At 67.6% G+C, this 21,046-nt stretch carries 20 protein-coding genes and 1 pseudogene; 14 read left to right on the top strand and 7 right to left on the bottom strand.

Features of this window, described 5'->3' with window-relative positions:
* Positions 1-5: 5 nt before the first annotated feature.
* Genes ABIA70_RS13615 through ABIA70_RS13605 form a run of 3 tightly spaced genes read right to left on the bottom strand, consistent with a single transcriptional unit; the run spans position 6 to position 1,998 of the window.
* Positions 6-614, bottom strand: a complete 609-nt coding sequence (locus tag ABIA70_RS13615; RefSeq protein ID WP_354148082.1) for a DUF3618 domain-containing protein — start codon at positions 612-614, stop codon at positions 6-8.
* A complete protein-coding gene (locus ABIA70_RS13610) occupies positions 611-1,042 on the bottom strand; it encodes a phage holin family protein (RefSeq protein ID WP_354148081.1) in 432 nt (143 codons plus the stop codon). The genes ABIA70_RS13615 and ABIA70_RS13610 overlap by 4 nt, the downstream gene beginning before the upstream one ends.
* Positions 1,039-1,998 (bottom strand): hypothetical protein, encoded by a 960-nt coding sequence (locus ABIA70_RS13605; protein WP_354148080.1) that lies wholly within the window; start codon positions 1,996-1,998, stop codon positions 1,039-1,041. The genes ABIA70_RS13610 and ABIA70_RS13605 overlap by 4 nt, the downstream gene beginning before the upstream one ends.
* 189 nt (positions 1,999-2,187) lie before the next feature.
* On the opposite strand from ABIA70_RS13605, the gene ABIA70_RS13600 reads away from it, so the two are divergent.
* On the top strand, positions 2,188-2,883 hold the full coding sequence (locus ABIA70_RS13600; protein ID WP_354148079.1) for a hypothetical protein: 696 nt from the start codon (positions 2,188-2,190) through the stop codon (positions 2,881-2,883).
* Positions 2,884-3,028: 145 nt separating this feature from the next.
* Positions 3,029-3,979, top strand: coding sequence for a sigma-70 family RNA polymerase sigma factor (locus tag ABIA70_RS13595; protein WP_354148078.1), 951 nt, complete (start codon positions 3,029-3,031; stop codon positions 3,977-3,979).
* Here the strand turns inward: ABIA70_RS13595 and ABIA70_RS13590 are convergent.
* Positions 3,865-4,842: pseudogene (locus tag ABIA70_RS13590) on the bottom strand (glycosyltransferase family 9 protein); the annotation flags it as partial. The gene ABIA70_RS13595 and the pseudogene ABIA70_RS13590 sit on opposite strands and share 115 nt — an antisense overlap.
* Before the next feature lie 163 nt (positions 4,843-5,005).
* Between ABIA70_RS13590 and ABIA70_RS13585 the strand changes: the two are divergent.
* The 7 genes from ABIA70_RS13585 to ABIA70_RS13555 are packed head-to-tail and all read left to right on the top strand — an operon-like array spanning position 5,006 to position 11,900.
* Positions 5,006-5,632, top strand: a complete 627-nt coding sequence (locus tag ABIA70_RS13585; protein ID WP_354148077.1) for a D-glycero-alpha-D-manno-heptose-1,7-bisphosphate 7-phosphatase — start codon at positions 5,006-5,008, stop codon at positions 5,630-5,632.
* Positions 5,632-6,720 (top strand): glycosyltransferase family 9 protein, encoded by a 1,089-nt coding sequence (locus tag ABIA70_RS13580; RefSeq protein ID WP_354148076.1) that lies wholly within the window; start codon positions 5,632-5,634, stop codon positions 6,718-6,720. The genes ABIA70_RS13585 and ABIA70_RS13580 overlap by 1 nt, the downstream gene beginning before the upstream one ends.
* Entirely contained in the window at positions 6,717-7,727 is a 1,011-nt protein-coding gene (locus tag ABIA70_RS13575) for a glycosyltransferase (protein WP_354148075.1), read from the top strand. The genes ABIA70_RS13580 and ABIA70_RS13575 overlap by 4 nt, the downstream gene beginning before the upstream one ends.
* Positions 7,728-7,776: 49 nt before the next feature.
* Positions 7,777-9,030, top strand: coding sequence for a glycosyltransferase (locus ABIA70_RS13570; protein WP_354148074.1), 1,254 nt, complete (start codon positions 7,777-7,779; stop codon positions 9,028-9,030).
* Positions 9,027-9,743: a D-sedoheptulose-7-phosphate isomerase gene (locus ABIA70_RS13565; RefSeq protein ID WP_354148073.1), complete on the top strand. Its 717-nt coding sequence runs from the start codon at positions 9,027-9,029 to the stop codon at positions 9,741-9,743. Before ABIA70_RS13570 ends, ABIA70_RS13565 begins: the two co-directional genes overlap by 4 nt.
* Positions 9,740-11,119: a D-glycero-beta-D-manno-heptose 1-phosphate adenylyltransferase gene (gene rfaE2 / locus ABIA70_RS13560; protein ID WP_354148072.1), complete on the top strand. Its 1,380-nt coding sequence runs from the start codon at positions 9,740-9,742 to the stop codon at positions 11,117-11,119. The genes ABIA70_RS13565 and rfaE2 (ABIA70_RS13560) overlap by 4 nt, the downstream gene beginning before the upstream one ends.
* A gap of 49 nt (positions 11,120-11,168) precedes the next feature.
* Positions 11,169-11,900, top strand: a complete 732-nt coding sequence (locus ABIA70_RS13555; protein ID WP_354148071.1) for an SDR family oxidoreductase — start codon at positions 11,169-11,171, stop codon at positions 11,898-11,900.
* A gap of 4 nt (positions 11,901-11,904) precedes the next feature.
* On the opposite strand, the gene ABIA70_RS13550 is transcribed toward ABIA70_RS13555, so the two are convergent.
* Positions 11,905-13,101: a glycosyltransferase family 9 protein gene (locus tag ABIA70_RS13550; RefSeq protein WP_354148070.1), complete on the bottom strand. Its 1,197-nt coding sequence runs from the start codon at positions 13,099-13,101 to the stop codon at positions 11,905-11,907.
* Positions 13,102-13,225: 124 nt separating this feature from the next.
* On the opposite strand from ABIA70_RS13550, the gene ABIA70_RS13545 reads away from it, so the two are divergent.
* The 3 genes from ABIA70_RS13545 to ABIA70_RS13535 all read left to right on the top strand — a co-directional run bounded on the left by ABIA70_RS13545 (position 13,226) and on the right by ABIA70_RS13535 (position 17,352).
* A complete protein-coding gene (locus ABIA70_RS13545; RefSeq protein ID WP_354148069.1) occupies positions 13,226-14,650 on the top strand; it encodes an aldehyde dehydrogenase family protein in 1,425 nt (474 codons plus the stop codon).
* Entirely contained in the window at positions 14,647-16,269 is a 1,623-nt protein-coding gene (gene rfaE2, locus ABIA70_RS13540; protein WP_354148068.1) for a D-glycero-beta-D-manno-heptose 1-phosphate adenylyltransferase, read from the top strand. Before ABIA70_RS13545 ends, rfaE2 (ABIA70_RS13540) begins: the two co-directional genes overlap by 4 nt.
* A gap of 75 nt (positions 16,270-16,344) precedes the next feature.
* On the top strand, positions 16,345-17,352 hold the full coding sequence (locus tag ABIA70_RS13535; RefSeq protein ID WP_354148067.1) for a spermidine synthase: 1,008 nt from the start codon (positions 16,345-16,347) through the stop codon (positions 17,350-17,352).
* A gap of 42 nt (positions 17,353-17,394) precedes the next feature.
* Here the strand turns inward: ABIA70_RS13535 and ABIA70_RS13530 are convergent, their stop codons facing one another.
* On the bottom strand, positions 17,395-18,312 hold the full coding sequence (locus ABIA70_RS13530) for a LysR family transcriptional regulator (RefSeq protein WP_354148066.1): 918 nt from the start codon (positions 18,310-18,312) through the stop codon (positions 17,395-17,397).
* Between the two features lie 131 nt (positions 18,313-18,443).
* Here ABIA70_RS13530 and ABIA70_RS13525 point away from each other — a divergent pair, with 131 nt between their 5' ends.
* Positions 18,444-19,826: an MFS transporter gene (locus ABIA70_RS13525; RefSeq protein ID WP_354148065.1), complete on the top strand. Its 1,383-nt coding sequence runs from the start codon at positions 18,444-18,446 to the stop codon at positions 19,824-19,826.
* An 85-nt stretch (positions 19,827-19,911) separates the two neighbouring features.
* Positions 19,912-20,661, top strand: a complete 750-nt coding sequence (locus ABIA70_RS13520; protein ID WP_354148064.1) for a 3-hydroxybutyrate dehydrogenase — start codon at positions 19,912-19,914, stop codon at positions 20,659-20,661.
* A gap of 48 nt (positions 20,662-20,709) precedes the next feature.
* Here ABIA70_RS13520 and ABIA70_RS13515 read toward each other — a convergent pair whose 3' ends face one another.
* Complete coding sequence (locus tag ABIA70_RS13515) at positions 20,710-20,985, bottom strand: hypothetical protein (protein WP_354148063.1); 276 nt, start codon at positions 20,983-20,985, stop codon at positions 20,710-20,712.
* Between the last annotated feature and the right edge of the window lie 61 nt (positions 20,986-21,046).

Raw genomic sequence — 21,046 nt, 5'->3', positions numbered from 1 at the left:
CGCCGTCACGTGTTCTGGACGTGGTCCTTGGCGTCTGTGGCGCGGTCTTTGACGTCTGCTGCTGCGACCTGGCCTTCGGCCTTGACGTGTTCGGCGGCGTCGGTGGCGGTGGCCTTGACGTTTTCCATCGCCTCGCGGGCTGGTTCCTTCAGGCCTTCTGCCATGTCCTTGGCGGCCTCGGTCAGTTCCGTGGTCATCGGTTCCGCGGCGGTTTTGAGGGCGTCCGCGGCTTCGCGTTCCTTGGTGCTGGCCGGGATCAGGGAGGAGATCAGCATGCCTGCACCGAAGGCCACGAGGCCGGCGGCCAGGGGGTTGCCCTGGGTCTTGGCCTTGACCTGGGCGGGTGCCTCGCCGATGGCGTGCCCGGCGTCGTGCAGGGCGTTTCCGGCACCGTCGGTGCCGCTGTGGACTCCGCTGTGGACGCGGGTGGTGGCGTCGTCGGCTGCTCCCATGACTTTCTCCTTCACGCCGAAGACTGCGTCTTTGACCTTGTCTGTTTGCCTGTGGACGATGTTGGACGGGGTGACTTTGTCGGCCACGGCGTCCACGTTGGTGCCCAGGCGGGCGCGGGTTGCTTCAATGTCTGAACGGATTGCGTCCGGGTTGTCGCTCATCGTTTTACCTCACCGGGTTTCAGGGTTGGGGGGATTTCTGAGAGTGTTTCTGCGGTCTGGGGCATGCCCTGGACCTGTTTGAGGTTCTTGCGGCCCATCGAGGCCAGGACCGCGGCGATGATGCCCCAGATCACGGCGACGACGACGGCGGACCAGCCGAGTCCCATCAGTTCGCCCAGGGCCCACCAGAGGGCGAGGGAGAGGAACAGCAGGACGAAGTGCCCTGCGACGCCGGCGCCGGCGAGCATGCCGCCGCCCTTGCCGGCTTTGGACGCGGACTGCTTGACTTCGGCCTTGGCGAGCTCCACTTCCTGGCGCATCAGCGTGGACAGGTCGCGGGTCACCTCACCGAGCAGGTCACCGAGGGACGTGGTGTCCGCTTTCGCGTGCGCCGCCGAAGGCGGCGTCTCGGGAATCTGGCTGCTCATAATGGCCTGCCGTTCTGGCCGTCTGTGGAACGGTCGCGGGTCAGGGGGTCATTTGCCATGGGGTCGTCGGCGAGCTCTCGGTCCCCCAACGGATCGTCAGCCAGGCGGTTACCGGACCAGGGCTCTTCGGCGATCTGCGGGCTGTCCAACGGGCTGGCGGGACGTGAGGCGTCCCCATAGGCACTTCCCGGCGCGCCGCCGTCGAACCCTGCCGTTGTGGTGGCCGGGCCGGGGAGCTGTACGGGAGGTGTGGGGATGGTTCCGCCGCCCGACGGCGTGTAGCCGCCGGGGGCGGTGCCGTACGGGTCCGTGGTGTAGCCGGATGCGGCCGTGTTCGTGGCCGAGTCGGGTGCCCCGGCGCTCAGGCTGCGCGTGAGCCGCCCTGCGAGGATACCTGCTCCGGCAGCAAGGAGCAGGAAGGTTCCTGGCCGCTGGCGCGCGAAGCTCTTGGCTTCATTGAGCAGGGATCCGGGATCCCGCCCGTCCAGCCAAGAGGCAATTGAGGAGGACCGTTCGGCAGCCTGACGGACCAGGTCTGATGCGACGCCGGGCTGATCGGAGGCCAGGGCCATGGCGTGCAGTTCGTCGGAAACTGAACGGAGGCCGTTGGCGACCTTCTGCTGCTGGGCGCCGGCCTGCTGGGTGAGGTCGCTGCGGGCCTGGTACAGGAGGTCCTTGGCGTTGGCCTTGGCCTCCGACGCGACAGCCCCCGCTTCGGTCTTGGCAGTCTGGGCCACGCTCTGGGCAGACTCGGCCGCGGTCCGTGCGACGTCTCCGGCCTCCTGTTTCGCAGCATCCTTCTTGGACGTGCCGTAAGGATCACCTGACTGCGGAGCTACTGGCTGTGAGGTTGATGCTGCCGAGGGGAACGTGGTGGCGCTGCGCTCCCCGGTGGTCCCGGGAGTGGCCGGGGGAACCGTGTAATCCGAATCCTCGGGCCATTGGTTCTCTGTCATCTTCGCACTCTCTTTCCAAAGAAGGCCGGTTGTTGATCAAGAACCAGCAGTACTGGCCGTAAAATAGTAAGCATAATTACTAATATTAAGTAAGTACCCTTGCTGATAGATTTTCAAACGGGCCACAAAGCCTGCCGTCTTGGCATCGCTTGGAGCCGGTCACAACGGAGTGGGAAGAGGTGGGTAGCTTTGGACGTAGCACCGTGGGTTTGGATAGTTATTGCGATTGTCGTCGTGGCGCTTATTGTGCTGCTGCTGGTAACGGGACGTCGCCGTCGGGCCATACAGGAGAAGCGCGATGAGTCGCACCGCGAGAAGGCAACGGAGATGCGCAAAAAGGCCGAAAACATCGAACTTGACGCCCGCGAGAACGAAGCCCGTGCCACCAGGGCACGTGCCGATGCGGAACAGGCACAGGTCCAGGCCGCGCGGTTGAAGCAGGAAGCCGAACATAAGGCCGCCGAAGCCCAGTCGCTTCGCGAGAACGTGGCCGAGCACACCCGCAAGGCTGACGAGATCGACCCGGACGTGCGCGGAGACCGGGGCGCCAGGGCAGGGGAAAACCGGACGGGTGGCGTGCTGCCCGGCGCTGCGGATCGCAGGGATCGCACTGACCGGACTGACCGTACCGATCGCACTGACCGGACTGACCGCACTGACCGGACTGACCGGACTGACCGGGATGATCGCGGGGAATACGGCGATGCAGCCCGTGCCGATCGCGCGGCCGGGCACCACACGGACGATTCCGATCGCTCCGCAATTCGCGGCGAAGACCGGGCACGGATGACCGACGAAGACCGGGCGCGAATGAGCGAGGCAGACCGGGCGCGAATGACCGACGCAGAGCGGGCCGCCCGGGACAAGCCGGCGTCTGGCGTGTAGCCGAAGGGGTAACTTTCCGGCGCACGCCGGGGCGCTCCGGGCGGCTTCTTGTCGGGAAGGCATTGTTTTATAAGCAAGCTTATGATTTCCTACTGCTAAGTCTTGCCACAGGCTTTCGGACCCAGACCCGAGGGAGCCACCGACAATGCCTGAACTCATTGCTGCCTACGCCGGCGAAGCTACAGCAGTCCGGTCCGCCCTTCCGGAACTTGCCCCCGAAATGCCCCCGGAGCCGCCGCTGGAGACGCCTGTGCGGATGCCTGCGGCGGGGCACGGACGGCTTCGGGAGGCCTTCGAAAACGAACTGGTCCTGGACTACCTGGACCTTGCAGAAGCACTGGCCGCGCGCTTCGAAGCGCGCGGCCGGGAGCGCGCCGACCTGAACCAGGTGGCCTACCTTGGCCTGGTTAAGGCGGCGCGCGGCTTCGACCAGGCAAAAGGGGACAGTTTCCCCGCCTATGCCGCGCCCACCATTACCGGCGAACTGAAAAGGTACCTACGGGACCGAAGCTGGATGGTCCGGCCGCCGCGGCACGTCCAGGACCTGCGTTCACTGCTGTTCCGTGCAGAGCCCGAACTGGCGCAGACGCTGGGACGCAATCCCACCATGGCCGAACTTGCAAGTCACCTTGGCGTGGATGAAGCCGAAGTGCGGGAAGCCGTCAGCGCATCCAACAGCCTCCATCCGGACTCGCTCGACGCCGTCGATCCCCACAGCGATGCGCCACCGATAGCGGAGGTGCTTGCCTGTCCCGATGTGCCTTTTGAACGGCTGGAGGACCTCGCCTGCCTGCGCGAGGCCATGCTGGAGCTGGATGCCGCTGACCGCGAGCTGTTGTACCGCCGGTACTTCTGCGAGGAGACCCAGGTAGAGCTCGGCAGACGGCTGGGAATGTCACAGATGCAGGTTTCCCGGCGGCTCGCCCGGGTGCTGGTGGACCTGCAGCACAAACTTTCGGACAGCAGTCAGTGTGCTGATTCGAGTTCCGACGCGGCCCTCAGTACGTCCTCAACAGTTACACCCAGCAACGCGGGGTCGGGGTTGTCGGCAAAAGGATCGCCGCGCCGTAGCCGTTCCCGCGTCAAGACCACGTGAGGTCCAGGCGGCGGACCCCAGCGTTCCGGACCTACCGGGCCGAACATCACGATGGACGGCCGGACGTAGGCGGTTGCAAGGTGGGCTGCGCCGGTATCTGCCGAAACCACCAGGCGCGCGCCGGCAATGCAGGCCGCAAAGGCCGCGAGGGACAGTTTGCCCGCCAGGACTGCGGAGCCAGGCAGGCCAGCCCGTGTGCAGATCTCCAGCGCCCTTGGACGCTCGTCAGCGCTTCCCGTGAAAACAACCTGATGCCCGCTGTCGGAGAGCCGCCGGGCCACTTCGGCAAACCGCTCTGCCGGCCACAGCCTGCTCGGAAAAGCGGCGCCGACGTGAATCACTGTGGCGCCCGGAACCGGTCCAGCAACGGCGGGGCGGCGAAGGGCGCAGTCCGCGGGATCGGCACCGATTCCGTACCACTGCAGCAGGCGCGTCCAGCGCGCCCGCTCGTTCATGTCTTCCACCCAGCCGGGTCCATCCGCGCCGTCACTGCCCGGGCCCGGGCTTCCAGCTCCGGCACCATGCGCCATGATTTTCCGGCCGCCGGCGGCCCGCAGGAGTTCGGTGCTTTCGGGTCCCCTTCCGTGCAGGTTGACGGCGATATCCACGCCACCATCCACGCCGCCTGGCAGTGCCGGGAGGGAGGATGCGAGCCCGGCTTGGGGCAACAATTCGTAGCCGCCCACCAGGTCCACGGCTCCAGCCAGCCAAGCTGGGCCGGCGTAGACGAGCCGGTGCTGCGGGTAGGCCCTGCGCAGGGCATGCAGGGCCGGCACCGCAACCAGCAGGTCGCCCAGGCCAAGGGCGCGGAGCACCAGCAGGACGGGCCGGGCATCGGAACTTCCGCCCTCTTTCGCGTCCATCGCCCCTCCTTTCGTGCCGCTGTTCCGGCCGTTATGTCCGCGGCGTCCGCCGCCGTTTCATCGGATTTTCGTGTTCAACGGATCCGGGGTGTCAGTGGATTCTATTCCGGGGAAATGACCGGGACGCTGTTTAGGACCTCCCGTGTTAGGGAACTACGTCGGTATGGGAAGCTCCGAAACTCCTCAACTCAAGGCTGTGCTCTTCGACCGGGACGGAACGCTGGTGGTCGATGTGCCCTACAATGCTGACCCCGGCCTGGTCCGGGCAATGCCGGGAGCCAAGGCGGTGCTGGATTCGCTCCGCGCCAGCGGACTGGCAATCGGCGTGCTCACCAACCAGTCAGGAGTGGCCCGGGGGATCCTCACGGCCGCGGAGGTTGCCAGCGTCAATGCCAAGGTGGAGGAACTCCTGGGACCCTTCGATGTGTGGGAGGTCTGCCCGCACGGAGCTGCCGATGGCTGCCCCTGCCGGAAACCGGCGCCAGGCATGGTGCTCAGCGCGTGCCGGAGGCTGGGCATTGAGGCTTCCGAAGCTGCATTGATCGGGGACATTGGAAGCGATGTGCAGGCTGCGGAGGCCGCCGGCGTTCGGGGAATTTTGGTGCCGACGCCGGTCACGCGTACCGAGGAGGTCAACGATGCAAAGTTGGTGGCCCGGGACCTCGCCGCGGCCGTTGACCTCTTGCCGGAACGCGGCCACCGGCCTGCACGCAGGCACCAGACGGAACGCGGCCACCAGCCGGAACAAAACCCGTTGCCGGAACCAAGCCCGCTGTTGAAGGGGGCCTGATGGGAAACGTCCTGGTGGCACGGCTGGACAGCCTGGGTGACGTCCTGTTGGCCGGACCGGCCGTCCGGGCTGTTGCCAACGGGCGGCAGCAGGACGGCAGCCGGCCCAACCATGTGGTGATGCTGTGCGGGCGCCAGGGTGATGCTGCCGCGTCGATGCTGCCCGGCGTGGCGGAGGTCTACAGCTGGGACAGCCCCTGGATCATGAATCCTGCCCCGAAAATGACGGGGCCGCACGCTGACCGGCTGATCGAGTATGTGCGGAACTCGCGGATCACCGAGGCTGTCATCCTGACCTCCTTCCACCAGTCCCCGCTGCCGCTGGCACTGCTGCTGCGGCTGGCGGGGGTGGAGCGGATCAGCGGCGTCTCCACCGATTACGCGGGCTCCCTGCTGGACGTCCGGCTCAGGCCCGGCGAGGACCTGCCGGAGGACCAGCCGGAAGCCGAACGCGCCCTGGACATCGCCAGGGCAGCCGGCTTCCCGCTGCCGCTGGGCGATGACGGCAAGCTCAAGGTAAAGCCAGTGCCTGCGGTGACCGATCTCGTGGGCGACGGGCCCTATGTGGTGGTCCACCCGGGAGCCGCGGTCCCGGCCAGGGCGTGGCCGCCGCTCCACCATGCCGCCGCCGTCGAACTCCTCGCCGGGGCCGGCTACCGGGTGGTGGTGACGGGCGGCCCGGACGAAACGTCCCTGACCGCAACGGTTGCGGGCCCCTCGGCCCTTGATCTGGGCGGCCGCACGGATCTGCGGACACTGGCCGGAGTCATGGCAGGAGCCGATGCCGTCGTCGCCGGCAATACCGGCCCCGCGCATCTGGCCGCAGCTGTGGGAACGCCCGTGGCGTGCCTGTTCTCCCCGGTGGTGCCCGCTGTCCGCTGGGCCCCCTACGGCGTCCCCCTGGAACTCCTTGGCGACCAGAACGCAGCGTGCCGGCTCACCAGGGCAAGGATCTGTCCGGTGCCTGGCCACCCGTGCCTGGATTCGGTCTCACCCGAAGAAGTGATGCACGCCGTGGAGCGCCTGATCGGCGGTGTGTCCTCGTTCAGCACCCACCTCAGCACGCGCAGGAAGGACCGCACCCGATGAGAATCCTCCTCTGGCACGTCCACGGTTCGTGGACGGACGCTTTCGTCCGCGGCCGCCACGAATACCTGTTGCCGGTACTCCCGGAAGGCGGCCCGTGGGGCCTGGGACGCGCGGGCAGGCCGTGGCCGGACTCTGTGCAGCAGGTACCGCTGGCCGGGCTCGACGCCGAGAGCGTGGACGCCGTCGTGCTTCAGCGGCCTGAGGAAATCGAGGCGGTGGCGCAGTCGCTGGGACGGCGTCCCGGCGTCGACCTTCCTGCCGTCTATCTCGAGCACAACACCCCGAAAGGGAACTTCCCCTACACCCGGCATCCGCTCGCGGACCAGGACAGTATTCCGGTGGTGCACGTGACCCACTTCAACAGGCTCGCCTGGGACAACGGGTCAGCCCCGGCGGTGGTGATCGAGCATGGCATCCCGGATCCCGGCCCCCTCTACACAGGCGAACTGCCCGAGCTCGGTGTGGTGGTGAATGAACCCGTTCGGCGGGGACGCGTCACGGGAACGGATCTGTTGCCGGCTTTCGCCGCCGTCGCGCCCTTGAACGTTTTCGGCATGAAGACTGAAGGCCTCCTCGCCGCCGCAGGCTTCGAAGGTGCCAGCCTGCATGTCCGTGGGGACCTGAAACCGAAGGAACTGCACCGCGAGCTGGCCCGGTGCCGCGTGTACGTCCACCCGATGCGCTGGACATCGCTGGGGCTGTCCCTGCTGGAGGCGATGCACCTGGGCATGCCGGTCCTTGCCCTGGCCACCACGGAAGCACCCCGGGCGGTGCCGCCGGAAGCCGGCGCGGTGTCCGCCGACGTCGGCGAACTGCTCAGCAGTGCACGGCGCCTGATTGCCAATCCGGAAGAAGCCCGACGGCGGGGCGAGGCGGCGCGCGAGGCGGCGCTTGCCCGTTACGGCCTGGCCAGGTTCCTGGACGACTGGGACGCCGTGCTGGCAGACCTGCGGCCGCGGTCCGTGTACCCGCACTACCGCGATCCGGAAAAACAGGCCCTCCGGTAGCCAACCACTGGAAAAGCAGATCCTATTCCGGCGCGAGAGAGGAAGACCCATGAAAATCTCCATGGTTTCAGAGCATGCCAGTCCGCTGGCCGCACTGGGCGGGGTGGACGCGGGCGGGCAGAACGTGCACGTCGCTGCACTGTCCGAGGCCCTCGCCAGGCGGGGCCACAGCGTCACCGTCTACACGCGGAAGGATTCGCCGGACCTCCCTCCCCGAGTCAGGGTGGGGCCACGGCTGGAAGTTGTTCATGCCGAGGCCGGTCCTGCGCGCCGCCTGCCGAAGGACGAACTCCTGCCATTCATGGGGGAGCTGGCCGACGCCATGGCCAAAGACTGGGGCGAACGCCCGCCGGACGTGGTGCACGCCCATTTCTGGATGTCCGGCCTGGCGGCGCTTGATGCCGCGAGGCGCGAAGAGGCGGGGCATCGGGTTCCCGTTGTCCAAACATTCCACGCCCTGGGCACCGTCAAGCGCAGGCATCAGGGCGCCGAGGACACCAGCCCGCCGGAGCGGCGCTGGCTGGAGCCGGGAGTGGGCCGGTCCGCGGACCGGATCATCGCAACGTGCTCGGATGAGGTGTTCGAACTCAAAGCCATGGACATCGACACCGGCAAGGTATCGATCGCTCCCTGCGGCGTGGACCTGGCCTTCTTCTCCGCAGACGGCCCCGCGGAACCCCGCAGGCGGCAGCACCGCATCCTCTCCGTGGGACGGCTGGTGCCAAGAAAAGGCGTCGACCTGGTGATCCGGGCCCTGCCGCATTTGGGCGCGGAAGGCTATGACGACGTCGAACTCCTCATCGTGGGCGGAGGCGCGGACCCCGGGGTTCTTGAGTCAGACCCGGAGGTCCGCAGGCTTTTGACGCTGGCCGCCGAACTGGGCGTCGCTGACCGGGTGACGCTGCTGGGGCAGGTGCCGCGGGCTGACATGCCGGCGACCTTCCGCAGTGCGGACGCCGTGGTGTGTACGCCCTGGTATGAGCCTTTTGGCATCGTTCCCCTTGAAGCGATGGCCTGCGGCGTACCGGTGGTGGCCGCCGCGGTGGGCGGGCTCCGCGACACTGTGGTGGACCGCGTGACAGGCATTCACGTGCCGCCCCGGGATCCGGAAGCGATCGCAGCGGCGCTGGCCCTTCTGCTGGGCGATGCGGCGCTGCGGGCTGAGCTTGGCGCTGCGGGACAGCAGCGGGCGCGGTCCCGGTACTCCTGGGACCGCGTGGCTGCTGAAACCGAAAAGGCCTACCAGCTGGCAATCGCAGGGATGCCTGCCGGCGCGGACCGGATGGAAGGGGCAGCACTGTGACCGCCGAATGGTCCCTTCGTGAGGACGACCTCCGGGCCCTGGACGGCCAGGTGCGCTTTCCGGAGACATTGCCCGGGCTTGATGCCATGGATGACCTGGACGGCGCGGCCGCCGAGGCCGTGCGGCTCCACCTGGACAACGTCATCCCTGCACTGGATTCGCTGCGCGGCCAGTCCGGCCGCCTGGCAGCCTGGGGCGTCGAACTGGCCCACCGGCTTCTCCGGGGCCAGCGGCTCCTGGCAGCCGGGAACGGCGGATCAGCCGCGGAGGCACAGCACCTGACCGCGGAACTGGTGGGCAGGTTCGACGGCGAGCGCGTCCCGTTCTCCGCGATCTCACTCCACGCAGAAAGCTCGGCGGTGACGGCCATCGCGAACGACTACGGGTTCGAGGAGCTGTTCGCGCGCCAGGTGCGTGCCCACGGCCGGTCCGGGGATGTGCTGGTTCTCCTGTCCACCAGCGGCCAAAGCCCCAACCTGCTGCTCGCGGCCGAAACGGCCGCGAGGCTGAACATCACTACCTGGGCGCTCACCGGGCCCGGGCCCAATCCGCTGGCAGCCGCATGTGACGAGGCGGTCATGATCGACGCCGTCAACGCCAACGCGCAGGAAGGGCACCTGATCGCCCTGCACGCAGTCTGCCGCGCTTTCGATCTGGAAGTCAGCCGGCGGGGCTCCGCGCACTGGGCACCGGAGCTGGGCGGCCGGTCATGAGAATAGTGGTGGTGGGGGATGTGATCCTCGACGTTGACCTGACCGGGACAGCGACCAGGCTCAGCCCGGATGCGCCCGTTCCCGTGGTGGACGTTTCCAGCGTGAGGCGGCGGGCCGGCGGCGCCGGGCTCGTTGCCCGGATGCTGGCGCAGGACGGCTGGCCCGTCACCTTGGTGACGGTGCTGGCGGACGACGAGGCCGGGCGGCAGTTGGAGGGGACGCTCGCCGGCGTGCGGCTGGTGGCAGGTCCAAGCGGCTCCCCGACGCCGGTGAAGACCCGCGTCCGCGCGGGAACCCACGCCGTGGTCCGCTTCGACGAGGGCTGCGGCGGGACACCTGTACCTGAAGTCACCCCGGCAATGCTGCGGGCGGTTGAAAAGGCGGGCGCCGTGATCGTGGCCGACTACGGCCGCGGCCTGGCAGCCAATCCCCAGTTGAGGGAGCTGCTCGCAGGGCTGGCGGACGATGTGCCTGTGGTGTGGGACCCGCACCCCTCCGGTGCCCTTCCCGTGGCCGGGGTCTCGGTGGTGACACCCAACCTCGCCGAAGCGCACCAGGCCGCGGGATCCAGGGCCACCGGAGTTTTCGGCTCAGCGGCGGACGGCGCAGCCGAAGTGGCGGGCATCCTGCTCGATGAATGGCGCAGCCGGGCAGTACTGGTGACCACGGGGGAGCGTGGGGCGCTTCTTTTCCGGGAGCGGGACCGCACTCCGCGTCCTGTCCCGGCGCCCCGTGTTGAGGCGGGCGATCCCTGCGGCGCCGGCGACAGGCTCGCAGCGAGCCTTGCTGTCCACCTCCTCGGCGGCCGGGACCTCGAAGACGCCTCCGTCCTTGCCGTCCACGAGGCGGCAGATTTCCTGGCGGCCGGAGGTGTCAGTGCCATGCCGGATCCGCCGGTTCCGGGCAGGCGCAGGCACCGCACTTCAGACCCCATGCTGCTGGCCCGCAGGGTGCGGGAAAACGGCGGAACGGTGGTGGCCACGGGCGGTTGCTTCGACCTGCTTCACGCCGGGCACGTCAGATCGCTCACGGCTGCCCGGGAGCTGGGAGATTGCCTGATTGTCTGCTTGAACTCGGATGATTCGGTGCGGCGGCTCAAGGGTGAACAGCGCCCCATCATGAACCAGCAGGACAGGACTGAGCTGCTCCTGGCACTGGAGTTCGTGGACGCGGTGATCGTCTTTGAGGAAGACACCCCGGAGGCGGCCCTGAACAGCCTCCGTCCCGATGTATGGGTCAAAGGCGGCGACTACAAGGGGGCGCGGCTGCCCGAAGCCGAATTGGTGGAGAGCTGGGGCGGGCGCTGCGTCACCGTTCCCTACCATCCGGCCCGCTCCACCACCGTCCTGGCCGATGCCCTCGCGAAGGTCAGCTAGGCCCCGCGGAAACGATTTTATGAGTTTGCCCTCGAGCGAAAGGAACAACATGAACACTGTGTCATCCATGAACATCGAGTCACCTCTAAACACCGGCTCACCCGGCCGGGTCCTCGTGACCGGCGGGGCCTCCGGACTGGGGGCCGCCGTCGTCGAGGCCGTGCTCAAGGCGGGCGGAACGCCCGTGGTCCTGGACCGCGATATCAGCAGCGTCTCCGGCGTCAAGGCCTTTGAGGTGGACGTTGCAGACCGCGTTGCCGTGGAGCGGACCGTCCGGGAAGCCGCCGAGTCGCTGGGCGGGCTCGATGCCGTGGTCACCGCAGCAGGGATCGACCGCTGCGGGAAACTTGCGGACGTCGCAGCGGAGGAATGGGAGAAGGTGATCGGCGTCAACCTGTTCGGCACCGTGTCCGTGGTCCGCGCCGCGCTGCCATTCCTCAAGACCTCCCATGGCAGGGTGGTGACCATCGCCTCCACGTTGGGCAAGCGGGCCGTTGCCGACGCGACGGCGTACTGCGCCTCCAAGTTCGGCGTAGTGGGCTTCAGCCACGCCCTGGCGGCCGAGACCGGCGGCGAGATCGGCGTGACCACGATGATCCCGGGCGGGATGAAGACCAGGTTCTTCGACGACAGGACCGAACAGTACAAACCGCAGGACGATTCAAGGCTCAACGAACCCGGGAACGTGGCCCAGGCGATCCTGTTTGTCCTGTCCCAGCCGAAGGGATGTGAGGTGCGCGAGATGCTGATCTGCCACGAGGAGGAGGGCTCCTGGCCGTGACCCGCTATTGTGCCAGCAGGCTCCTGACGTCGGCAGTGACCTCGTCGGACCCGATTCCCTCCATCAGCGAACCGTCGTGCGGGCATCGCGGAGCGGTCCAGCCCACCTGGGTGACGTCCGCGCCGCACGCCGGACAACGCGTCACCCAGGACAGGTGGATCCGGTGCCTGCCCCGGCCGAGGGGCCCGGAGGTCAGGGCGTTTCCGGCCCAGTAGATGCCGACGGTCGGGGTGCCCAGCGCCTGCGCCAGGTGCCGCGGACCGCTGTCGTTGGCGAGGACCGCATCGGCCCGGGCCAGCAGCGCCGCCAGTTCCCCCAGTTCCAGCCGGCCGGCAACTGAGAGGACCGGCCCGTCCCCGTTCCCGGTGGAACGCCCGACGGCGGCGCCCACCACGGCATCCGCCAGCCCCCTTTCGCCGGCGTCACCGATCACCAGGACCCTGCCGCCGTCGTCGGCCACTGCCCGGGCGACAGCGCCGAAAGCTTCGGCCGGCCAGCGGCGGCGGGGGTCACTGGCGCCGGGATGGATGACCAGCAGGGGCGTGTCCCCGGGCGGCAGTGCGGTACCCAGCGTGGCGGGCAGTTGTGCAACGTACTGCGCCCGCGGGTTCAGCCTGGCCTCCAGCAGCGCCGGCGGGGCGCCCGCCAGGCCGGCGACCTCCAGGGCACGTGACGGCTCGTGCTGGTAGTACGTGTAGGGCAGGGTCCGCTCCAACGGGACAGCATCCGCGGTGGCGGAACCCACCGTGTGCCGGGCCCCCAGCTGCAGCAGGAACGGATTGGAATAGCGGCCGCCGCCGTGGAGCTGCACCGCCAGGTCGAAGTGCCGTTCCCGCGCACTGTTGACGAACAGCTCCACCGCGGCCGGTTCCTCCTTGCCGGGCCGCACTCCTTCAGCGAACGGCAGGACCATCACGTCGTCCAGCGGAGTGCAGGTTCCGGACACCAGGGCCTCCTGCAGGGGCGTCCCCAGCAAGGTCACAGTGGAGCCCGGATAGGCCGCTTTCAAAGCGGAGACAGCCGGAAGGGCAAACATCAGGTCGCCGAGCCCGCCGCCGCGCAACAAGGCGATCCGGGCAATGTCCGGGAACTTCTCCAGGACAGGTCCGACGCCGGCGGGCGCCGTTGTTGGCACGGTGGCGGGCCTCTTCGTGTGCCTCGGGGCGGACTCCTTAGCGGGTCCGTTGCCTGGATCATCCATTCGCCCGTTCCTTCCGTGTGCGTGCTGCCACCCTACGGACCGACGGACCGCCTGGCTACCGCCGTGTAAACGTCCCGTCCGGGGGTAAGGGACAGCAAGGAGAAGTGCCTACGGGAGGAGTTTCATGGATACGCAAGCCATGCCGATTGCCGCTCAAACTGCATCCAGCGACGGTACCGGGATTGTCATCAGGGATCCGCGGACCGGCGATTTCCTGTGGTCAGTCCACGAGTCCGAACCGGGGGACGTGGCCAATGCCGCCAAATTGGCCCGGAAGGCGGCCGGCGGATGGGCCGCCACCCCTGCCGCCGAGCGCGGCGCCAAGCTCCATGCCGCAGCCCGGGCACTGGACGCGGCCAGGGCGGAACTGGCGGGTCTGAACTCCAGTGAGACCGGGCGCCCCGTCAACGAAGCCCTGGCCGGGATCGACGCCGGGGTTTCCACCCTGGTGCAATACGCCGAACTGGGTCCGGTGCACCGGGGCCACAGCCTGCTCGGCAACCGGTTCGCCTCCGACTACACCGTGGCAGAACCCCGCGGGGTGGCCGTACTCCTGACGCCCTGGAACGATCCGGTGGCCGTTGCATGCGGCCTGATCGGGGCGGCACTCATCACGGGCAACGCAGTGATCCACAAGCCCAGTGAACGTTGCCCGCGCCTCGGTGAGGCGTTGGGCGAGGTGCTGGCGCCGTCGTTCCCGCCCGGAGTGCTCCTCACTGTTTCCGGCGGCGCTGGTGTGGGGAGTCTTCTCACCCAGGCAGGAGCGGATGTCATTGCCCACGTCGGGTCCAGCGCAGCCGGAGCGCAGATCGCTGAGGCCGGGGTGCTCACCGGCGCGCATGTAATCCGTGAGAACGGCGGAAATGACCCGTTGCTGGTGGACCGGGACGTCGACCCCCTCTGGGCGGCGGAGCAGGCGGCCATTGGGGCTTTCAGCAACAGCGGCCAGATCTGCACCTCGGTGGAAAGGATCTACGTCCACGCAGACGTTGCGCACCGGTTCTGTGCTGCGCTGGAAGCGGAGGCGGCGCTCCGCAACAACAAAGGCAGTGTGGCCCCGCTGGTGGACACCCGGATGCGGGACGAAGTCCACGCCCAGGTGGCCCAGGCCCGGGAACTCGGGGCGCATGCGGTGGAAGGCGGGTCGGTGCCGGAAGGTCCCGGCGCTTTCTACCCCGCGACGGTCCTGCTGGAATGCAATGACGCCATGGAAGTGATGACCGAGGAAACCTTCGGGCCGGTGGCGCCCGTGCAGGTGGTGGCAAGCTTCGAGGAAGGGCTGCGCCGGGCGGCCGGCGGCAGGTACGGTCTGGCCGCCACTGTGCTCACGGGGAATATTGCCCATGCCCAGCAGGCCATCGCCACTCTCCCGGTGGGGACCGTAAAAATCAACGCGGTGTTCGGTGGCGCCCCGGGAGGTTCGGCGCAGCCCCGCGGGGCGAGCGGCCATGGGTTTGGCTACGGGCCCGAGCTGATGGACGAATTCTCCCGCGTCAAAGTGGTTCATCTGGCCGCGCCGCCGCAGAAGACCGAACCGGCTGCCTCATGACTGCCCGGGATGCAGCAGGGAGGGGAGACCTCTCCGGCCAGCGAGCCTTGTCAGGCTGGCTTCCCCGGCGCCTGGCCGACGAACGCCCCGCCGTCCTGGTGGTTGGCGACGTGATGCTGGACGGCTGGTGGAGCGGAGCCATCGAGCGGCTCTGCCGGGAGGCTCCCGCGCCCGTGGTGGACATCGCCGCGCGGGAGTCCGCTCCGGGAGGCGCCGCCAACACCGCCATGAACCTGGCCGCCCTCGGTGCGCGCGTATCCGTGGCGGGCATCATCGGCAACGACGACGCCGGGCTGACGCTGCGCCGGAAACTTGAGGATGCGGGGATCGACGTAACACATCTGCACAGCCATCCGGCCATGGTTACCACCACCAAAATCAGGATCAGCAGCGGCGGCCAGGTGATGCTCCGCATCGATGACTCGGCCAGTGCAGTCCCGGCGGAGGCGCTGGCCGCCCTCGCCGCCTCCATGGCCGCCGCCGTGGAACACCAGGACGCGGTGATGGTGTGTGACTACGGCACAGGGGTGCTGGCAGACCCGGTCCGGGCTGCCATCTGTACGGCGCTCGCCGCGGGGGGAGCCCCGCACGGCCTGGCCGGTGACCCTGAGGGCGACCCTGCGGGCGACTCGGCTGGCGACCCTGCGGGCGACACTACGGGCGGCTCTGCCGGCCAACGCCCCCTGACCGTGATCGACGCCCACGATCCCCGGCCCTGGGCGGAATTGCGTCCGGACCTGGTCACGCCCAACGCCCAGGAAGCCTCACGCTTGCTGGACCTGCGCCTCCCCGAAGGCCCCGGCCGTGCCGATGTGGTGACCAGGCATCGTGAAGCGCTGCTTGAGGCCACCGGAGCGCGGGCCGTCGTGGTCACGCTGGACCGGGACGGGACTGTGCTGTTTTCGGAAAGCGGCGGCACCCACCGGACCTGGGCGCGTCCCGCCGCGGAGAAGCAGGCATCCGGCGCCGGCGATACCTTCGTGGCGGCCCTCACCCTTGCCCGGTCGGTGGGCCTGCCGCTTACTGCCAGCCTTGATCTGGCCCAGGCCGCCGCGGACGTGGTGGTGCACCAGCCGGGCACATCTGTCTGCAGTACCAGCCAATTGAGCCGGCACCTGGAGAGCTTCGCCGATACCGCGCTCCCGTTGGAGGAACTCGCGCAGCAGGTACGGTCGCACCGGGCCCAGGGCCAGCGGATCGTGCTGACCAACGGCTGCTTCGACGTCCTCCACAGCGGCCACACCCGTTACCTGACGCAGGCCAAGCAACTGGGAGACGTGTTGGTGGTGGCGCTTAACAGCGATGATTCCGTCCGCAAACTCAAGGGAGCTGGCCGGCCCATCAACGCCGAAGCCGACCGCGCGGCTGTGATCGCCGCGCTCAGCTGCGTGGACTATGTGACGGTCTTTGATACGCCCACGGCCAGTCCGCTGATCCGGGAACTCAGGCCCGAGGTCTACGCGAAGGGCGGGGACTACACCCCGGAGATGCTGGAAGAAACGGAGGTTGTGGAAGAGTACGGCGGGCGGGTGGCCATCCTTGACTACGTCGCGGAACGTTCCACCACAGCCGTGGTCCAGCGGATCCAGGCCGGCAAGGGCGCCGCGCAGGCAGAATAGACGGCCGGGGAGAGCAGGCGGCCGGGCACGCGCTGTCCCCTAGGCTTGAACCATGACTGAAGCGGCAAAAAGCTAATGGGCAAACGCGGCAAGTCAGGCGCACGGAACAGCCCGCGTCCGACGGCGGGCGTCATCGATGTGCCCAAGGGAACCCTGCCGGACGGCCCCGTCGAGGGGGTCTACTACATTGATACCGGCGACTGTGAGCTGATCGCGGACCAGGACAACTCCAACGGCTGGCTCCTGAGAATCAACGGGGTCATGAGCTCGCATATCGACCTTGCAGATCCGCTGTTCCTCGACTTTGAGTACATGCGCTGGATGGCGGCCCTGATCGAGTCGCGCTGGCCGCAGCAGCCCAAGGGCGGCCAGTCCAAAGCCGGCCAGTCCAAAGCAGGCCAGTCGAAAGCCGCCGACCCGAAGGCCGGAGGCTCAAGTGCGGCGGACCCGCACAAGCTGCGCGGACTGCACCTTGGCGGCGGCGCCTGTTCCCTGGCCCGTTACTTCCACTCCGCCTACCCCGACGCGCGTCAGGTGGTGGTGGAGCTCGACGGCAAACTGGCCGAATACGTCCGGGGCTGGTTCGACCTCCCCAAGGCTCCGCTGCTGCGGCTCCGGGTGGGGGAGGCGCGCGCAGTTACCGAGACGCTGACGCCGGACAGCCGGGACTTCATCATCCGCGACGTCTTTGCCGGATCCCTGACGCCGCGTCCGCTCACCACCGCGGAGTTCAACGGCCACATCAGGCAGGTCCTGTCGCCCGGCGGGATCTATGTGGTCAACTCAGGCGACGCCCCGGACCTGAAAAACGCCCGCGAGGACGCAGCCACCATCGCGGCCAGCTTTGAGCACACGGCCATCATCGCCGACCCCGCCATGCTCAAGGGCCGGCGTTACGGGAACATGGTCATGGCCGGAAGCGACAGCCCGCTCGACGGCGACCCGCAGCTGGCCCGCCGGCTCCTCGGCGGTGCGGTCCCAGCCCACATCTGGAGCGACGCCCAAGTGCGGGCCTTCGCCGCAGGCTCACCCGTGCGCCACGACCCGCCTGCACCATCGATTGCCCCATTGGTTGCCCCATAGACGGGCTTTTTTTGCTGGCGGTTACGGGATCTTTACTGGCAGTTACCGAGCAGTCGATGGGGGCTTTGCCCGTCCCAGCAGCGCTTCCCGGTGCGCCAACGTCTGGTCCCGTAATGCCTGCACCACGGCCGCCACGGCAGGGCGCCGCATGGAATCCGGCCGGAGCACCATCCAGTAGGGCAGCAGTTCGGCAACTTCGTCCGGCAGCAAACGGACCAGGTCCTCGTGCAGGTCACCCATGAAACAGGGCAGGAAGCCTATGCCTGCGCCGGCACGGGTGGCCTCCACATGCACAAACACATTGGTGGAGGTCAGCCCGTCCCGCATGGCAGGCACCAGGCGGCGCGGGGCGTCGAGGTCGTCAACCTGCAGCATGGAGTCCACGAAATACACCAGCGGATGCTCCGTCAGTTCCGCGACGCTGGCCGGCGTACCGTTCTCCGCCAGATAGGCGCGCGACGCGTACATCCCCAGCATGTATTCACCCAGGCGGACCGCCTCGGCTCGGTGAACCTGGGGTTCGCCCACCACCACCTCGATGTCCAGCCCGGACCGCTGTTGCAGCGCCCGCCGGGTCATGGTGACCACCTCCACGCTGAGTCCGGGGTGGTCCCGGCGCAGCCTCGCCACGGCGGGGGCTGCAATGTAGGCACTGAATCCGTCGGTGGCAGTCATGCGGACGGTGCCCGTAATGGGGTCGGGCACCCGGCCGGCGGGTCCCAGCGCACCTATCGCAGCTTCGACCTGTTCGGCCACCCTGACAGCGTCGGTTCCGAGGTCCGTGAGCTCCCAGCCGCCCGCGGCCCGGGCGAGGACCCGTCCGCCCAGCGCTTTTTCCAGTGCGGCGATGCGGCGTGAAACGGTGGTGTGGTTCAGTCCCAGGGCTTGGGCCGCCGTCGTAAATCTTGCTGACCGGGACACCTCGAGCAGCACCAGCAGGTCATCGGGGTTTGCCTTCATGTCTGCAATTATGCACACGCATCCTGCTGGTTTGGCCATTGAATGCATAGCTTTGTGCAGCAATACTCGGTGGAGCCATTTAGTGCTGTGGATCACAGCGCGTGTCAAAGTGGACACTAAGGAGAAACTCAATGAGCGTAGAGCAGCGCTCGGCAGATAATGCCGCCGGACCCGCACCCAAGGGATCCGGACTTAAGAAGATCGTGGCCGCCTCGATGGTGGGCACGGTAGTGGAATGGTATGAATTCTTCCTCTACGCCACCGCGGCAACCCTTGTCTTTGGCAAGTACTTCTTCCCCGCCACCGGCAACGAACTTGACGGCATCATCCAGGCCTTCCTCACTTATGCAGTGGGCTTCGTGGCCCGCCCGCTGGGCGGCATCGTGTTCGGCCAGATCGGTGACAAGCTGGGCCGCAAACCCACCCTGCAGCTCACCATTGTGATCATCGGTGTTTCCACCTTCCTCATGGGCTGCCTCCCGGGCTTCGCCGACATCGGCTACCTGGCTCCGGCACTGCTTGTGATCCTGCGCTTCATCCAGGGCTTTGCCCTCGGCGGTGAATGGGGCGGCGCGGTGCTGCTGGTGGCCGAACACAGCCCCAACGCATCCCGCGGGTTCTGGTCCAGCTGGCCCCAGGCCGCTGTTCCGGTGGGCAACCTGCTCGCCACGCTGGTGCTCTTCATCATGTCCTCCACCCTGAGCCCCGAGGCATTCCTCGGCTGGGGCTGGCGCGTGGCGTTCTGGCTCTCAGCGGTGATCGTCTTCGTTGGCTACTACATCCGCACCCACGTCACCGAGGCGCCCATCTTCCTGGAAGCCAAGGCGTTGGTGGAGAAGGAACAGGCTGTCAGCTACGGCGTCTTTGAGGTCGTTCGCAAATACCCCAAGGGCATCCTCCAGGCCATGGGGCTGCGCTTCGCGGAGAACATCATGTACTACCTGGTGGTCAGCTTCGCGATCGTCTACCTCAAGAGCGTCCACAAGTACGACACGTCCTCGCTGCTGCTGGCGCTCCTGATCGCCCACGTCATCCACTTCCTGGTCATCCCGCAGGTGGGGCGGCTGGTGGACCGCTGGGGCCGGAAGCCGGTCTATCTCATCGGTGCCATCACCGGCGCCACCTGGCCCTTCTTTGCCTTCCCGATGTTCGATACCAGGAACCCTGTGGTCATTGTCCTGGCCGTGACCATCGGCCTCTGCCTGCACGCGTTTATGTATGCCGGCCAGCCTGCAATCATGGCCGAGCTCTTCCCCACCCGGATGCGTTACGCCGGTGTGTCCCTGGGCTCGCAGGTCACGTCGATCTTCGCCGGTTCCCTGGCGCCGCTGCTGGCCACGCAGTGGCTCAAGGACACCGGATCATGGCTTCCCACCGCCATCTACCTTGTGGTGGCGTGTGCCATTACCACGGTGGCAGTGTTGAGTCTCAAGGAAACCAAGGGCATCGCCCTTGAATCAGTGGACAGGGCCGACGCCGAGCGCGAAGGCCTGACAGTAGCAGCAGCGCGCTGAGAAGCACGCTGAGAAGCATGAGCCGGCCCCAGCCTGGGCTGGGGCCGGCCCGGTCATTGAGAAATCCGCAACGGAAGGCAGGGTTATGGAAGACACGCTGAACGGCCGCAAGGCGCTCGTCACAGGAGGCGCCGGCGGTATCGGTGCCGCGAGTGTGCGGGCCCTCGCCGCAAGGGGCGCAAAGGTGGTCATCGCGGACGTTGACGCCGCCGCCGCCGAAGCGCTTGCCGATGAAGTGGGCGGCACAACCTGGGCCGTTGACCTGCTGGATGTGGACAGCCTCACTACCCTGAGCCTGGATTGCGACATCCTGGTGAACAACGCCGGGATCCAGCGGATCAGCCCCATAGAGGACTTCGAGCCGGCCGATTTCCGCCGGCTGGTCACCCTCATGCTGGAGGTGCCGTTCCTCCTGATCCGGGCTGCGCTGCCGCACATGTATGCGAACAACTTCGGCCGCATCATCAACCTGTCCTCCGTGCACGGGATCCGTGCCTCCCCGTTCAAAAGCGCGTACGTATCCGCCAAACACGGCCTTGAAGGGCTGAGCAAGGTGACGGCGCTGGAGGGCGGGGAGCACGGAGTCACGTCCAACTGCATCAACCCGGGATATGTGCGCACGCCCCTGGTGGAATCGCAGATCGCTGACCAGGCCAAAGTCCATGGGATCCCCGAGTCCGAGGTCCTGTCCAAAATCATGCTCACAGAGTCTGCCATCAAGCGGCTGGTCGAACCTGAGGAAGTGGCTTCCCTGGTGGCATGGCTGGCGTCTGACCACGCAGGCATGGTCACGGGTGCCAGCTACACCATGGACGGCGGCTGGTCGGCCCGCTGACCTGTGTCTGCGGGCCCACCACCCCTGCCCCACCCAACGCGCAGGCGGCTATTCCTGCCTCTTGAGCTGCCTGTGGTCGAAGTGGAGAATTCCCGTCGCGGTTCCGACCCCCACGCTCGGACCGCGGCGGGATACCACTATCCCTTCGCGGCGGCCGTGGAACGGATCCTCTGCCACCACTGCATCTCCCACCCGGTAGGGACTGCTCGGTGCCATGACCCTCCGGAGCCAGGCAAGGACCCGGGACGCGGCTTGGGCGATGAGGGCGGACAGGCTGACGGGCCGGCCCATACTGGCCAGATCCGGGACGTGCGTTTTCACCATCGAAACCACTCCTTGGAACGGCACCTGGCCGTTCGCTGCGGTGCGGTTGCCGGAACGCTCC

The organism is Arthrobacter sp. 754 (assembly GCF_040548695.1).
Lineage (GTDB): Bacteria > Actinomycetota > Actinomycetes > Actinomycetales > Micrococcaceae > Arthrobacter.
The sequence above is the reverse complement of the archived record's forward strand: the minus strand, read 5'-3'. Positions and strand labels throughout refer to the sequence as shown.

Coding starts and splice junctions, on each gene's coding strand:
- ABIA70_RS13615 (WP_354148082.1), bottom strand. CDS start 614: ATGAGCGACAACCCGGACGCAATCCGTTCAGACATTGAAGCAACCCGC.
- rfaE2 (WP_354148068.1), top strand. CDS start 14,647: ATGACTGCCCGGGATGCAGCAGGGAGGGGAGACCTCTCCGGCCAGCGA.
- ABIA70_RS13530 (WP_354148066.1), bottom strand. CDS start 18,312: ATGAAGGCAAACCCCGATGACCTGCTGGTGCTGCTCGAGGTGTCCCGG.
- ABIA70_RS13515 (WP_354148063.1), bottom strand. CDS start 20,985: ATGGTGAAAACGCACGTCCCGGATCTGGCCAGTATGGGCCGGCCCGTC.
- ABIA70_RS13585 (WP_354148077.1), top strand. CDS start 5,006: ATGGGAAGCTCCGAAACTCCTCAACTCAAGGCTGTGCTCTTCGACCGG.
- ABIA70_RS13575 (WP_354148075.1), top strand. CDS start 6,717: ATGAGAATCCTCCTCTGGCACGTCCACGGTTCGTGGACGGACGCTTTC.
- ABIA70_RS13610 (WP_354148081.1), bottom strand. CDS start 1,042: ATGAGCAGCCAGATTCCCGAGACGCCGCCTTCGGCGGCGCACGCGAAA.
- ABIA70_RS13595 (WP_354148078.1), top strand. CDS start 3,029: ATGCCTGAACTCATTGCTGCCTACGCCGGCGAAGCTACAGCAGTCCGG.
- ABIA70_RS13550 (WP_354148070.1), bottom strand. CDS start 13,101: ATGGATGATCCAGGCAACGGACCCGCTAAGGAGTCCGCCCCGAGGCAC.
- ABIA70_RS13525 (WP_354148065.1), top strand. CDS start 18,444: ATGAGCGTAGAGCAGCGCTCGGCAGATAATGCCGCCGGACCCGCACCC.
- ABIA70_RS13545 (WP_354148069.1), top strand. CDS start 13,226: ATGGATACGCAAGCCATGCCGATTGCCGCTCAAACTGCATCCAGCGAC.
- ABIA70_RS13520 (WP_354148064.1), top strand. CDS start 19,912: ATGGAAGACACGCTGAACGGCCGCAAGGCGCTCGTCACAGGAGGCGCC.
- ABIA70_RS13605 (WP_354148080.1), bottom strand. CDS start 1,998: ATGACAGAGAACCAATGGCCCGAGGATTCGGATTACACGGTTCCCCCG.
- ABIA70_RS13580 (WP_354148076.1), top strand. CDS start 5,632: ATGGGAAACGTCCTGGTGGCACGGCTGGACAGCCTGGGTGACGTCCTG.
- ABIA70_RS13555 (WP_354148071.1), top strand. CDS start 11,169: ATGAACACTGTGTCATCCATGAACATCGAGTCACCTCTAAACACCGGC.
- rfaE2 (WP_354148072.1), top strand. CDS start 9,740: ATGAGAATAGTGGTGGTGGGGGATGTGATCCTCGACGTTGACCTGACC.
- ABIA70_RS13535 (WP_354148067.1), top strand. CDS start 16,345: ATGGGCAAACGCGGCAAGTCAGGCGCACGGAACAGCCCGCGTCCGACG.
- ABIA70_RS13570 (WP_354148074.1), top strand. CDS start 7,777: ATGAAAATCTCCATGGTTTCAGAGCATGCCAGTCCGCTGGCCGCACTG.